Consider the following 13,744-nt stretch of genomic DNA (forward strand, 5'->3'; position numbering starts at 1 on the left):
CGCTGCGCCGTTCGCACTACCATCGCGGGCATGCCCCCGTCGTCCGGCAGGTCCCGAGGTGCCCGTTCCGGGCGCCGGTTCCGCCGACGCGGCCGCCGGTTGACCACCGTCGACGAGACATCCGCAGGCGGGCTGGTGATCGACCCGGCCACCGACACCGTGGCGCTGATCGGGCGCCTGGACCGGCGCGGCCGTCTGCTGTGGTCGTTGCCCAAGGGCCACATCGAGCCGGGGGAGACCCCGGAGCAGACCGCGGTGCGCGAGGTCGCCGAGGAGACCGGCATCGACGGCGAGGTGATCCGGCCGCTGGGCACCATCGACTACTGGTTCATCGCCGACGGCACCAAGCGGATCCACAAAACCGTTCACCACTTCCTGCTGCGGGCCTATTCTTTCGAGCTGTCCGACGAGGACCTGGAGGTGACCGAGGTCGCGTGGGTGGCACTCGAGGAGTTGGACGACCGGCTCGCCTATGCCGACGAGCGCCGTCTGGTCCGCAAAGCCAGGCAACTACTCTCCGAGCATCCGCTCTCACCCGATCCGGTCGAGCGTGACCTACCTGAAGTCGGACGGGCCTGACCCGATGGCTGGAGAGAAGCCGTGACCACTCGACTGCGCCGCGCCGGTCTGGCGGCGCTGGCCGCCGTCTGCGCTGTGCTGGGCGCCCCGCTGACCGGCCACCCGGCCGCGGCGGAAGCGGCGACGCGACTGCGCGTCGACCTGGACCAACTCGTACCGCGGGTGGTGGAGTCGACCACCCAGGCGGTGACCATCAGCGGCCGCATCACCAACTCGGGTGACCGCCGGGTGGACAAGATCGAGGTCCGCTTACAGCGCGGCGAGGCGCTCGACACCGAGGCGGGGCTGCGCGCTGCGCTCAACGACCCGCAGCGCACCGACGCGGTGAGCAGGCCTCCGGTCAGCTCGGCGTTCCAGCCGATCACCGACGCCCTCGACCGCGGGCAGAGCGCGCCGTTCTCCATCACCGTGCCGGTCAACGCCGAAAAGGGCGCCCTCAAGCTGGACAAGCGCGGCGTCTACCCGCTCGTCCTCAACTTCAACGGGGTGCCCGACTACGGCCGCGCGGAGCGGGTGGGTGCGCTGAGCACGCTGCTGCCCGTGCTCGCCGTCCCCGGCGGCGGGGCCGCTGTGCCGCCTGCGGAACCCACCCAGCTCGGCGTGTTGTGGCCGCTGATCGACGAGCGCCCGCGGCGGGTCGAGACGCCCACCGACGGCAGCCGCACCGTCTTCGCCGACGACGGCCTCGCCGCGTCGCTGTCGAGCGGGCGGCTGTTCACCCTGGTCGACACCGTGCGCACCGCGGCGGCGGAGAACGCGTCCGCGTTGCGGTCCCTGTGCTTCGTCATCGACCCGGACCTGCTCGACACCGTGGTGGAGATGTCGTCGGGTTACCTGGTGCGCGCGGCCGACGGCTCGGTGTTCCAGGGCAGCGGCACCAGGACCGCGCAGCTGTGGCTGGACCGGGTCAAGGAGCTGACCCGCGGCCAGTGCGTGATCGCGCTGCCCTACGCCGACGTCGACCTGGCCGCCCTGTCCAGGGCCAACACCGGCAGCCTGATCAACATCGCGCTCGGCGAGACCGCCTCGGTCGAGGCCATCCTCGGCACCAAGCCGCTGACCAGCACCGTCTGGCCAGACGGCGGCACTCTCGACGCCCGCACCCTGGCGACCCTCGCGGCCACCGGGCGCACCACGGTCATCGCCGACGCGACCAGGGTCCGCGACGCCAAGGGCGAGGTCCCGTACACGCTGGGCACGAACCTGCGCACCATCCCCTACGACCAGCTCGTGGCCTCCTCGCTCGCGCCGAAGACCCCGGTCGACGACTCCGGGGTGAAGACCTCGTCGATCCAGAACGGCCTGGCGACGCTGGTCTTCCGCGGCGGCTTCCAGACCACGCCCGGCCAGCGCGTGCTGGTCGCCCCGCCGCGCCGGTGGAGCGCGACCGCGGCCGAGCTGACCGTGTTCCTGCGGACCGTGTGGTCGCTGGAGAGCCAGGGGTTCATCGACCCGCTCGGCCTCGACGGCCTGGTCAGCGGCCCCGACAACGGCACGGCTGGCGCGCTGGACTACACCGCGACCGACAGCGCGGCCGAGGTGCCCGCCCCGACGACCGCCGAGATCGCCAAGGTCGACGCGGTGCAGCGGGACCTGGTGGAGAACGTGCTGTTCGAGGACGACACCCGCCAGGTCGACCCGGCCGACCTCATCAAGCCGATGCGCTACGCCCTGGTCAGGGCCGGGTCCAGTGCCTGGCGCGGTGACCCCGAGCGGGCGGAGCGGGCCACCACCGCGGTGACCGACCAGCTCAACGCCCTGCTCGCGCAGGTGTCGGTGACCGACCCGGGCCGTCCGCTGTCGCTGGCGTCCAAGGACAGCCCGCTGCCGGTGTTCATCACCAACGGCCTGCCGGTCACCGTCCGCGCGAAGATCAACGTCGGCGCCACCCCCGGGCTGCGGCCCGAGGAGGCCGTCGTGGTGCGCATCCCGGCCAAAGCGGGCATCCCGCGCTACCTGCCCGCCGAGGTCACCCGGTCCGGCCGCTTCACCGTCACCATCTGGCTCACCACCGACAGTGGGACCCTGCTCGGCAAGTCGTCCCGGTTGGAACTGAACTCCACCTCGTACGGCAGCATCACCATCGCGGTCACGGCGACGGCGGCGGGCGTGCTGGTGCTGCTGGTGGGTCTGCGGCTGTTCCGCCGGATCCGCGCGGCAGGCCGGGCCAGGGCTGCTGCCGAGAGCGAACTCTGAGCGGCACCACAGCAGGGACGGGCGGATGGACAGGACGGCGACTGTGACGAAGGGCGAACCCGCGGGCGGGTCGACGCCGTCGCTGGCCAAGGCGAGCGGGTCGATGGCCATCGCCACGCTGGTCAGCCGGATCACCGGGTTCGGCTGGAAGATGGTGATGGCCTGGCTGATCGGCATCAACGTCGCCACCGACTCGTTCACCATCGCCAACACGCTGCCCAACATCATCTTCGAGCTGCTGCTCGGCGGGGTGCTGGCCAGCATCGTGGTCCCGCTGCTGGTCCGCTCGCAGAGCGACGACGACGGCGGCGCCGAGTACACCAACCGGCTGCTCACCGTCGGGCTGACCGGCCTGGCCGTCGGCACCCTGCTCGCGGTCGCCGCCGCCCCGCTGTTCACCGCGGTCTACGTCGACGACTCCACCGGCAAGGCCAACCCGGAGCTGGTCACCGCGTTCGCCTACCTGTTGCTGCCGGAGATCCTGTTCTACGGCCTGTTCGCGCTGCTGTCGGCGATCCTGCAGGCCAAGCACGTGTTCGGGCCGACGGCGTGGGCGCCGGTGGTCAACAACCTGGTGATCCTTGCGACGCTGGTCACCTACTGGGCGCTGCCCGGCGACATCTCGCTCGACCCGGTGCGGATGGGTGACCCGAAGCTGCTGGTGCTGGGCATCGGCACCACACTGGGCATCGTCGTGCAGGCGGTGGTGCTGCTGCCCGCGCTGCGCCGCATCGGCTTCAAGTTCCGCTGGACGTGGGGGATCGACGCCCGGCTGCGCGAGTTCGGCGGGCTGGCGCTGTGGATCCTGGGGTACGTCGCGATCAGCCAGGTCGGCATGGTCATCACCCAGCGGGTGCTCACCGTCGCGGCCTCCGGCGGCGTGTCGATCTACTCCAACGCCTGGTTGCTGTTCCAGCTGCCGTACGGGGTCATCGGGGTCTCGCTGCTGACGGCGATCCTGCCCAGGATGAGCAAGGCGGCCGCCGACGGGGACACGCAGAAGCTGGTCGACGACCTGTCCACCGGCAGCAGGCTCTCCGCGGTGATGCTGATCCCGATCAGCGCGGTGCTGACCATCATCGGCGCTTCCCTCGGTGTCGCGCTCTTCGGCGCGGGCGAGGCGGGCATCGAGCAGTCGCAGCGGCTCGGGCACGCGCTGGCGTTCTCCGCGTTCGGCCTGCTGCCCTACGCGCTGGTGATGCTGCAGCTTCGGGTGTTCTACGCGATGAAGGACGCGCGGACGCCGACCCTGATCATGGTCGTGATGACCGTGGTGAAGATCCCGCTGCTGTACATGTGCGGCGCACTGGTCCGCCCGGACCAGGTGGTCATCGGGGTGCTGCTGGTCAACTCGCTGACCTTCGTGGTCGGCGCGGTGCTCGGCCAGATGTGGTTGTGGGTGCGGTTGGGGAACCTGCACAGCAAGAAGATCGTCAGGGTGATCGCGGTGTGCGTGCTCGCCGGTGCGGTCGGCGGGGGCGCGGCGTGGGGGCTGAGTCTCCTGCTGCCCGAGGTGGACTCCCTGGTCACCGCGTGGGTGAGCGTGGTCGTGCTGGGCCCGGTGGCCTGCCTGGTCGCCTTCGGTGTGCTCGTCGCGCTGAAGGTGCCCGAGTTGAAGCCCGCTACCAGCCGAATCACCCGACTGGTGCGCAGGGGCTGACCCGCTCCGTCACCGGTGGGCCGTCGAGTTCACGTAGGCTCGGAACTGGAACGGCAGGTGGAGAGTGTGGTGACAACGAGGCGGACCGAGTACCCGGCGGGCGCGCCGGGCGAGGGAGCGGCTGGCGGACAGGCCAGGCCCGGCTTCCTCGTCCCCGGCAGCGCGGTCGGCGACGGCCGGTACCGGCTGCTCGCCGAGTTCGGCCTCGACGAGCGGGTCAACGCCCACCTCTGGCGGGCGCAGGACAACCAGCTGCGCCGCGATGTCGGGCTGACCATGCTGGTGGGTGACCCGGCCGACGCGAAGGCCGCGGGCGCCGCCCGCAAGATGCTCGAGCGGACCATGCACGCGGCCCGCATCACCCACCCGGGGACCTCCCGGGTGCTGGACGTGCTGGGCCCGGGCAACGGCATCGGGCCGACCGAGGGGCTGCTCGGCATCGTGGTCGCCGACTGGTCGCACGGCACCGACCTGGTCGACGTGATCGCCGAACACCCGTTGCCGCCCTCGACCGCGGCCAGGCTGCTCGAACCGCTGGCCGCCGCGGTCGAACTGGCGCACCACTCGGGCATGGTGCTGGGCGTCGACCACCCGCAGCGGGTTCGGGTCACCCCGGACGGTGTGCTGCGGCTGTCGTTCCCCGGTCCACTGCCTGAGGCGACGCTGCAAGACGACGTTCGCGGCCTAGGCGCGATCCTCTACCTCTTGCTCACCGGTCGGTGGCCGCTGCGCAACGCTCCTGGCCTGCCGCACGCGCCATTGGCGGCAGACGGTCAGGTAGTTCCGCCGCGCGCCCTCTTCCCGTACGTCCCGTACGAGCTGTCCTCAGCCGCCGTGCGAAGCCTCACCGACGACGCGACCGGCGGCATCCGCACCAGCTCCGGTCTGCTGCGCGTGCTGGAGCGGGCCAAGCTCAACGAGGACGCCACCCAGAGCATCGCCGCGATCACCGACGACCCCGAGGAAGACGTCGACGACGACGGCGCGGTGTGGACCACCCGCCGCCCGCACAACGACCGCACCAAGCGGCGGAAGCTGGCCATCGGCGTCACCGCCCTGGCCGTGGCCACCGTCGGCGTGCTCGCCTGGGTCGGCATGCAGCTGATCAGCTTCTTCGGCGACGACAGCCCCAGCGCGGGCGGGCCGACCGTGGTCGCCACCGCACCCGGCAACGCGGAGAACAACCCCAAGCCGCCCAACCCCGGTCAGCCGATCCAGGCCGCGGGCGTGCAGGTCTACAACGTCAAGGGCACCCCGGACAGCCCGCGCCGGGCGAACCGGGCGGTCGACGGCGACCCGAAGACCTCCTGGAAGACCGACAAGTACCAGCAGCCCTTCCCCGCGCTCAAGCCGGGCGTCGGGATCATGGCGGCCTTCGCCGAGCCGGTGCCCTTCGCCGAGGTCGTCATCGACTCGCCGAGCGCGGGCACCGTGGTCGAGATCCGCACCGCGCCGTCGGAGAAGCCCGGCCTCGACGAGACGAAGGTCATCGGCAGGGCCACCCTGCAGTCGGGCCAGAACCGGTTGCAGCTCGACAGCGCCGAACCCACCCAGCACCTGCTGATCTGGATCACCACCCTGGGCGATGGCAACGTCTCGGAGATCACCGAGATCGGCTTCGTCCGCGCCCAGTGACGCCTCTTGCCTGGTCGACGCGGGCTTCAGCGGTAAGGCGACCGCCCTATACGCTGTCCGGGTGACTGCCGCAGCCAGCTCGGACGCCGACCTCATAGCGGCGCACGCCGCGGGAGACCAACACGCGTTCGCCGAGCTCGTGCGCAGACACCGTGACCGGATGTGGGCCGTCGCCCTGCGCACCCTGCGGGACCCGGAAGAGGCCGCCGACGCGCTGCAGGAGGCCTTCATCTCCGCCTTCCGCGCCGCCGGGTCCTTCCGCGCCGAGTCCCAGGTCACCACTTGGCTGCACCGGATCGTGGTCAACGCCTGCCTCGACCGGGTGCGCCGCAAGCAGGCCCGACCCACCGTCCCGCTGCCCGAGGCCGGGCCGGGCGAACCGGTCACCCCGCGCGACGCCATGGCCGAGCGGGAGACGCACCTCGTCGTGCGCACCGCGCTGGCCGAGTTGTCCGAGGAACAACGGGTGCCGATCGTCCTGGTCGACGTCGAGGGCTATTCGGTGGCCGAGACCGCCAAGCTGCTCGGCATCGCGGAGGGCACCGTCAAGTCGCGGTGCGCACGGGGCCGGGCCAAGTTGGCGAAAGTTCTCGGACATCTGCGGAACCCCGATGCAGATGCGAACGTCCCAGGTGGCGCTGTCGCAGACGGTCGAGACATGCCGCACAGGCGCCACTGGGAGGGACGATGACGGACGAGCCTCGGGGCGGTGCCCCCGACGGGCCGCCATGGTCAGTCGACCTGTTGGCGGACCTGCACGCGGGCGTCCTCGACCCCGCGCGCTCCGCTCAGCTGTGGGCCAGGGTCAACACCGACCCGGACGCCAGAGCCATCGTCGAGGCGCTGGAGTCGGTCAAGGTCGGCCTCGGTGAGCTCGCCGCAGCCCCGGTTGCGCCCATGCCTGCCCACTACGCAGCGCGACTGGACGCGGCCCTCGGCGCCGAAGCCCAGCGCGCCTTCGGCGGCGTTGCCGTCCAAGACCCGCCCCGGCCCGGCATCGCACCCGTGGTCGACCTGGCCGAGGCCAGGCGCAAGCGGGGTCGGCGCACCGCCTGGGGTGTCGGATTGTTGACCGCGGCCGCCGCGGCGGTGGCGATCGGCTACGGCGTCCTGCCCAAGACCCAGGAGACCGGCGGCATCGCCGAACCGGCCCCCACCGCGGGCGACGCCCAGACCCCGCTCGCGGTCAGCAGCGGCAACGTCGGCGAGGCCGCGCCCAGGGTGCTGGGCAAGAAGGACTACGGGCCGCTCAAGGACGAGGCGAGCCTGAAGCGCTGCCTGAGCGCCAACCAGTTCAGCGACGGCACCGCGCCGATCGGGGTCGCGCCGGTCACCTTCGACGGCAAGTCAGCGGTGTTCGCCCTGCTGCTCGTGCCGGGCGACTCCAGCCGCTGGCAGGTCTTGGTCGTCGAGCCCGACTGCACCGCCCTGTTCAAGGACAAGATCGGCCGCTGATCGGCCGACCGTGCGATGGCCCCGCCACCCGGCGGGGCCATCGCCTTGTCGTGGGTGCGGGCCATCACCGCGCAACCCCGGAACAAGCGGGACCTACGATCGCGTTGACAAGCAGTGTGGACCGGACGGCACCGTCCGGCGAAGGTCGATGGAGGGCAGATGCCTGCGGAAGCGGACCAGATCCGAAACCTGATCATCGTCGGCTCCGGCCCCGCGGGCTACACCGCGGCCGTTTACGCCGCCCGCGCCCAGCTCGAGCCGCTGGTGTTCGAGGGCTCGCAGTTCGGTGGCGCGCTGATGACCACCACCGAGGTGGAGAACTTCCCCGGCTTCCGCGACGGGATCATGGGTCCCGACCTGATGGAGCAGATGCGCGCCCAGGCCGACCGCTTCGGCGCCGAGCTGCGCGCGGAGGACGTCGACACCATCGAGCTCGACGGTCCGGTCAAGTACGTGGTCGCGCACGGCACCCGCTACGCCGCCAAGGCCGTGGTGTTGGCCATGGGCGCCGCGCCGCGCTACCTGAACGTGCCCGGTGAGCAGGAGCTGCTCGGCAGGGGCGTGTCCGCCTGCGCCACCTGCGACGGGTTCTTCTTCCGCGACCAGGACATCGCCGTCGTCGGCGGCGGTGACTCCGCGATGGAGGAGGCGCTGTTCCTGACCCGCTTCGGCAAGACGGTGACGATCATCCACCGGCGCGAGGAGTTCCGCGCCTCGAAGATCATGCTGGAGCGGGCCAAGGCCAACGAGAAGATCCGCTGGCAGCTCAACTCCGCGGTCACCGAGGTGCTCGGCGACGGCAAGGTCAGCGGCCTGCGCCTGCGCGACACCGTGACCGGCGCCGAGTCGACCCTGGACGTGTCCGGCTTCTTCGTCGCCATCGGCCACGACCCGCGCAGCCAGCTCGTCGCGGGCCAGGTCGACATCGACGACGAGGGCTACGTGCTGACCAAGGACCGCACCACCTACACCAACGTCGACGGCGTGTTCGCCGCAGGTGACCTGGTCGACCACACCTACCGGCAGGCCATCACCGCGGCCGGGTCCGGCTGCTCGGCCGCGATCGACGCCGAGCGCTGGCTGGCCGAGCACGGCACCGCCGAGGCCGAGATCGCCCCGGAGCTCGTCGGCGGCGGCTACGGCCCCGGCGCCAACTGACCAACCCACACCCAACGATCCAGGGGAGCCGCCACATGGCCGGTAACACCGTCACCGTTTCCGACAAGACGTTCGTCGAGGACGTGCTGCAGAGCGACAAGCCCGTCATCGTCGACTTCTGGGCCACCTGGTGCGGCCCGTGCCGGATGGTCGCGCCGGTGCTGGAGGAGATCGCGGGCGAGTTCTCCGACAAGGTCACCGTCGCCAAGCTCGACATCGACGCCAACCCGGGCACCGCGCGCGACTACCAGGTGCTCTCCATCCCCACCCTGATCGTGTTCCAGGGCGGTCGACCGGTGAAGACCATCGTCGGTGCCAAGCCCAAGGCGCTGCTGCTCAACGACCTGCAGGATTACCTGGGCTAGGCAAGCAACCCGGAACCGGGGCTCATGCGTCTCGTTGAGCGACGCACGGCCCCGGTTTTCGTGTGTTCGGACGACCCACCCGCCATCCCTGCGGGGGACACGTAGACCGGCAAGGCACAATGGGTGACCTGTCTGGCCGCGCACCGGATCCTTCCGGTGCCCGAGACGAGAGCGAGGGGTGCATGCGGGTGTTGCGCCGCGGCGACGAGGGACCGGCCGTTGCCGAAGTTCGGTCCACGCTGGCGGCGTTGGGCCTGTTGCCCCCGGTCAACGGGGTGACCGATCAGTTCGACCACGCCATGGAGCACGCGATCCGCGCGTTCCAGCAGCACCGCGGGCTGATCACCGACGGGCTCATCGGGCCTGCCACCTACCGCGCCCTGCGCGACGCCACCTACCAGCTCGGTGGCCGTCCGCTGGCGTACCTGGTCTCCGCGCCGATCACCGGCGACGACGTGGCCACCCTGCAGGAGCGGCTGCTCGAGCTCGGCTACGACGCCGGTCGCCCGAACGGGGTGTTCGGTGCCCAGACCGAGGCAGCGCTGCGCAACTTCCAGCGCGACTACGGCCTCACCGTCGACGGCATCTGCGGCCCCGAGACAGTCCGCGCCCTGCGCCAGCTCTCGCCGCGCGCCCGTGGTGGCCGCCCGGTGCTGTTGCGCGAGCAGGAGCACGCCCGCCGCTCCGGCCCCCGGCTGACCGGCAAGCGCATCGTCATCGACGCGGGCCACGGCGCCCACGACACCGGTGTGTCGGTCGACGGGGTCAACGAGTCGGACCTGATGTGGGACCTGGCCAGACGGCTGGAGGGCCGCATGGTCGCCACCGGCATGGAGGCCCTGCTCTCCCGCGGCCCCGACCAGTGCCCGGACGAGTCCACCCGCGCCCAGTTCGCCAACGAGGCGGGCGCCGACCTGGTCCTGTCCCTGCACTCCGACGCCAACGCCTCGCCGCTGGCCCAGGGCCTGGCCTGCTTCCACTTCGGCACCGGGCACGGCGCCACCTCGACCCTCGGCGAGGCCATGGCGGGCCTCATCCAGCGCGAGCTCACCAAGCGCACCGGCATGCGCGACTGCGGGACCCACCCCAAGACCTGGGAACTCCTGCGCCTGACCCGCTGCCCGGCCGTCCGCGTCGAGATCGGCTACCTCACCAACACCGAGGACCGGACCCGCCTGTCGGACCCCGCCTTCCGCGACGTGGTCGCCGAGGGCATCGTCGTGGCCGTCAAGCGCCTCTACCTGCTCGGCGAGAACGACCAGCCCACCGGCAGCTTCTCCTTCGCCGACGTCCTGGCCCACGAACTCGCCAAGGCCGAATAGCCCGCAAACGCTTGAACGCCCCTCGTCCGAACTCGGGCGAGGGGCGTTCTGGTCAGCGGAGATCCTGGTCAGCGCTGCAGGATCGGCGAGGCGGTGCTGATCGACACCGTGCCGAGGAGCCGTTCGAGGGCGGCCTCGACGTCTTCCTTCCAGGTGATGCCGGTGCGCAGTTCGAGGCGGAGCCGGGGCCAGCGGGGGTGCGGCCGGACGGTCTTGAAGCCGACGCTGGTCAGGAAGTCGGCCGGGACGACGCAGGACCGCTCCTCGTCGGGGCGGGCGTCACCGAAGGCCTCGATGGCTTTGACGCCGCGGCGGGTGAGGTCCTTGGCCACGGCTTGGACGAGCATCCGGCCCAGGCCGCCGCCGCGGAACTCGGGCAGCACGTGGAAGCCGGAGAGCACGACCGCGTCGGCGCTGACCGGGGCGGTCGGGAAGGCGGAGGCGCGGGGAACCGCGTTCGGCGGGGCGTAGAGGACGAAGCCCACCGGGAGCTTGTCGCTGTAGACGACCCGGCCGCAGGAACCCCAGTCCAGCAGGACGCTGGAGACCCAGGCCTCTTTCTCGAGTTCGGTGGTGCCGAACTCCTCGGCCTGCTCCTTGAGGTGTGGCGCCAACTCCCAGTAGACACAACCCCGGCAGTGCTTGGGGAGGTGCTCAAGGTTGTCCAGCGTGACGCCGACGACGCGTCGGGACACCCCACCTCCCGTGCTTGCGGAATTGTCGCGCGCCCGCAGGGGGGTAGGACGCCGAGTTACGCTGTCCAGAATAGGACGATGTGACCTGCGCCGGAACCGCAGACCGCAATCTCAGGGGTAAGTCACTCCTCTGGTTACACTGTTTTGGCTGGCCCACCCCTGGGAGTCACCCATGAGCACCTCCGGACACCTGCCCGACAGACCGGGCTCCCGCAGTCTCGACCCCCACCTCGGCCGGTACGCGGCCCGAGCGGGCGGGATGACCGCATCCGAGGTGCGAGCGCTGTTCGCCGTGGCCAGCCGCCCCGAGGTGGTGTCGCTGGCCGGGGGCATGCCGAACCTGGCCGCTCTGCCGCTGGACTTCCTCTCCGACCAGATCGCCTCGATCGTCGCCGACGAGGGCCTGGTCGCGCTGCAGTACGGCTCCGCGCACGGCGTGCCGCTGCTGCGCGAGCAGATCTGCGAGGTCATGGCCCTGGAGGGGGTCACCGGTCACCCGGACGACCTGGTGGTCACCGTCGGTTCGCAGATGGCCCTCGACCTGGTGACGCGCATCTTCATCGACCCGGGTGACATCGTGCTCGCCGAGGGTCCGTCCTACGTCGGCGCGCTGGGCACCTTCGCCTCCTACCAGGCCGACGTCCGGCACGTGGTGATGGACGAGCACGGCCTGGTCCCCGAGGCGCTGCGGGCCGCGCTGGCCGCCGCCGAGCAGGCCGGTCGCCGGGTCAAGTTCCTCTACACGATCCCGAACTTCAACAACCCCGCTGGCGTGACGCTGGCCGTGTCCCGCCGGGCCGAGGTGCTCGACATCTGCGCCCGCCACGACGTGCTGGTCATCGAGGACAACCCGTACGGCCTGCTGGGCTTCGACGGGCAGATCTACCCCGCGCTGCGGTCGATGGACTCCGACAACGTGATCTACCTGGGGTCGTTCTCCAAGACCTTCGCCTCGGGGCTGCGGGTCGGCTGGGCGCTGGCGCCGCACGCGGTGCGGGAGAAGCTGGTGCTGGCCGCCGAGTCCGCCGCGCTGTGCCCGCCCACGCTCAACCAGCTCGTCGTGTCGCGCTACCTGGCCACGCACGACTGGAAGGGCCAGATCAAGTCCTTCCAGACCATGTACCGCGACCGCCGCGACGCGCTGCTGACCGGGCTGGACCAGTACATGCCCGCGGGCTGCACCTGGACCAAGCCCGACGGCGGGTTCTTCGTGTGGCTGACCGTCCCCGAAGGTGTCGACACCAAGGCGATGCAGCCACGCGCGGTGACCGCCCGGGTCGCCTACGTGCCAGGGACGGGTTTCTACGCCGACGGGTTCGGCAGCAGGCAGATGCGCCTGTCGTTCTGCTACCCGCCGCCGGAGCGGATCACCGAGGGGGTGCGCAGACTCGCAGGCGTCCTCGCCGACGAGCTGGAACTGCTGCGCACCTTCGGCCCCACCGCCAGCCGCGCCCTGTCCGGCCCGCAAACCCCGGCCCCCGACACCGCCTGACGCTGCTCAGGCTCGACGGCTCGATGGGGTGAACTTCCTTTGCGCGGGGCCCCTGCGCCGCCCGAGGAAGAGCACAAAGGCGGGGCCTGGAAAGACGGCCCTTCCTCGCGCGCGAGCTTGCGGGCGGCGCCACCCCACGCAAAGGAAGTCCACCCCATCGAGCCTGATAGGCCCCTGACCACCGCGGTGTACCTTCGGTCCGCCGCGATCACGCTGTGCCCGTCTGCAAGGAGATCACCGTGTCCGACCGCTGGGTTGCCGTCCTCGCCGGGGGCTTGTCGCACGAGCGGGACGTGTCGCTGCGGTCCGGGCGGCGGGTGTCGGCGGCGCTGCGGCAGGTGGGGTTGACGGTCGAGGAGTGGGACGCCGACGCCAGCCTGTTGACGCGGTTGCGGGAGCACCGGCCGGACGCGGTGGTGATCGCGCTGCACGGCGGCGAGGGCGAGAACGGCTCCATCCAGACGATCTTGGAGCTGTTGGACATCCCGTACGTGGGCACCGATGCCGGGACCTGCAGGCGGGCGTGGGACAAGCCGACCGCGAAGGCGGAGCTGCGCCGCGCCGGGATCCTGACGCCGGACTGGGTGGTGCTGCCGCAGAGCGCGTTCCGCGAGCTCGGGGCGCAGCCGGTGCTGGACGCGATGGTCGAGCGGCTGGGGCTGCCGCTGATGTTGAAGCCGGACCAGGGCGGGTCGGCGCTGGGCGCTCAGGTCGTGCGCTCGGCCGCGGAGCTGCCGACGGCGATGGTCGGCTCGCTGGCCTACAGCGACGCGGTGCTCGCCGAGCGGTTCGTCGACGGCGTCGAGGTCGCGGTGACCGTGGTCGACGGACCGGGGGGACCGGAGGCACTGCCCGCCGTCGAGATCGCCCCGGCGTCCGGGGTCTACGACTACACCGCCCGCTACACCGCCGGGCTGACCACCTTCCACGCGCCCGCGCGGCTCGACGACGACGTCGCGGCCGCGGTCGCCGAGCTCGCCGTGTCCGCGCACCGGTTGCTCGGCCTGCGCGACGTGTCGCGGACCGACGCGGTGGTGAGCGCGTCCGGCGAGGTCTACTTCCTCGAGGTGAACCTGTCGCCCGGGCTGACCGAGACCTCGTTGTTGCCGATGGCCGCGGAGGCGGCGGGTCGTTCGCTCGGCGCCATCTACGCCGGACTGGTCGACCGCGCCATCACCCGCTAGGCC

General features: G+C 71.3%; 12 protein-coding genes. 11 read left to right on the forward strand and 1 reads right to left on the reverse strand.

Annotated elements, in window-relative coordinates:
• Positions 1-30: 30 nt before the first annotated feature.
• The 9 genes from JOD54_RS06310 (at position 31) to JOD54_RS06350 (ending at position 10,370) form a co-directional block, all read left to right on the forward strand.
• Positions 31-579 (forward strand): NUDIX hydrolase, encoded by a 549-nt coding sequence (locus JOD54_RS06310; RefSeq protein WP_204449635.1) that lies wholly within the window; start codon positions 31-33, stop codon positions 577-579.
• Positions 580-600: 21 nt separating this feature from the next.
• Positions 601-2,775 carry a DUF6049 family protein gene (locus JOD54_RS06315; RefSeq protein ID WP_204449636.1) on the forward strand — a complete coding sequence of 725 codons (2,175 nt, stop codon included), beginning with the start codon at positions 601-603 and terminating at the stop codon, positions 2,773-2,775.
• A gap of 25 nt (positions 2,776-2,800) precedes the next feature.
• Positions 2,801-4,435 (forward strand): murein biosynthesis integral membrane protein MurJ, encoded by a 1,635-nt coding sequence (gene murJ, locus JOD54_RS06320; protein ID WP_204449637.1) that lies wholly within the window; start codon positions 2,801-2,803, stop codon positions 4,433-4,435.
• A gap of 69 nt (positions 4,436-4,504) precedes the next feature.
• The gene (locus JOD54_RS06325) at positions 4,505-6,070 is read left to right on the forward strand and encodes a protein kinase family protein (protein ID WP_204449638.1); all 1,566 of its coding nucleotides are present in this window, start codon (positions 4,505-4,507) and stop codon (positions 6,068-6,070) included.
• 61 nt (positions 6,071-6,131) lie between these two features.
• Positions 6,132-6,761 (forward strand): RNA polymerase sigma factor SigM, encoded by a 630-nt coding sequence (gene sigM / locus JOD54_RS06330; protein WP_204449639.1) that lies wholly within the window; start codon positions 6,132-6,134, stop codon positions 6,759-6,761.
• Entirely contained in the window at positions 6,758-7,525 is a 768-nt protein-coding gene (locus tag JOD54_RS06335) for an RsmA family anti-sigma factor (RefSeq protein ID WP_204449640.1), read from the forward strand. Before sigM ends, JOD54_RS06335 begins: the two co-directional genes overlap by 4 nt.
• A gap of 159 nt (positions 7,526-7,684) precedes the next feature.
• A complete protein-coding gene (trxB, locus tag JOD54_RS06340; RefSeq protein ID WP_204449641.1) occupies positions 7,685-8,683 on the forward strand; it encodes a thioredoxin-disulfide reductase in 999 nt (332 codons plus the stop codon).
• 35 nt (positions 8,684-8,718) lie between these two features.
• A complete protein-coding gene (gene trxA, locus JOD54_RS06345; RefSeq protein ID WP_204449642.1) occupies positions 8,719-9,048 on the forward strand; it encodes a thioredoxin in 330 nt (109 codons plus the stop codon).
• A gap of 182 nt (positions 9,049-9,230) precedes the next feature.
• Complete coding sequence (locus tag JOD54_RS06350) at positions 9,231-10,370, forward strand: N-acetylmuramoyl-L-alanine amidase (RefSeq protein ID WP_204449643.1); 1,140 nt, start codon at positions 9,231-9,233, stop codon at positions 10,368-10,370.
• 68 nt (positions 10,371-10,438) lie between these two features.
• Here the strand turns inward: JOD54_RS06350 and JOD54_RS06355 are convergent, their stop codons facing one another.
• Complete coding sequence (locus JOD54_RS06355; protein ID WP_204449644.1) at positions 10,439-11,065, reverse strand: GNAT family N-acetyltransferase; 627 nt, start codon at positions 11,063-11,065, stop codon at positions 10,439-10,441.
• Positions 11,066-11,237: 172 nt separating this feature from the next.
• On the opposite strand from JOD54_RS06355, the gene JOD54_RS06360 reads away from it, so the two are divergent.
• Entirely contained in the window at positions 11,238-12,557 is a 1,320-nt protein-coding gene (locus JOD54_RS06360; RefSeq protein ID WP_204449645.1) for an aminotransferase-like domain-containing protein, read from the forward strand.
• Positions 12,558-12,796: 239 nt separating this feature from the next.
• Complete coding sequence (locus JOD54_RS06365; protein ID WP_204449646.1) at positions 12,797-13,741, forward strand: D-alanine--D-alanine ligase family protein; 945 nt, start codon at positions 12,797-12,799, stop codon at positions 13,739-13,741.
• Positions 13,742-13,744: the final 3 nt, after the last annotated feature.

Source organism: Actinokineospora baliensis (genome assembly GCF_016907695.1).
GTDB classification, from domain to species: domain Bacteria; phylum Actinomycetota; class Actinomycetes; order Mycobacteriales; family Pseudonocardiaceae; genus Actinokineospora; species Actinokineospora baliensis.

Excerpts from the sequence above, each read along its gene's own strand:
- JOD54_RS06310 (WP_204449635.1), top strand. The coding sequence starts at position 31 with ATGCCCCCGTCGTCCGGCAGGTCCCGAGGTGCCCGTTCCGGGCGCCGG.
- murJ (WP_204449637.1), top strand. The coding sequence starts at position 2,801 with ATGGACAGGACGGCGACTGTGACGAAGGGCGAACCCGCGGGCGGGTCG.
- JOD54_RS06335 (WP_204449640.1), top strand. The coding sequence starts at position 6,758 with ATGACGGACGAGCCTCGGGGCGGTGCCCCCGACGGGCCGCCATGGTCA.
- trxB (WP_204449641.1), top strand. The coding sequence starts at position 7,685 with ATGCCTGCGGAAGCGGACCAGATCCGAAACCTGATCATCGTCGGCTCC.
- trxA (WP_204449642.1), top strand. The coding sequence starts at position 8,719 with ATGGCCGGTAACACCGTCACCGTTTCCGACAAGACGTTCGTCGAGGAC.
- JOD54_RS06350 (WP_204449643.1), top strand. The coding sequence starts at position 9,231 with ATGCGGGTGTTGCGCCGCGGCGACGAGGGACCGGCCGTTGCCGAAGTT.
- JOD54_RS06360 (WP_204449645.1), top strand. The coding sequence starts at position 11,238 with ATGAGCACCTCCGGACACCTGCCCGACAGACCGGGCTCCCGCAGTCTC.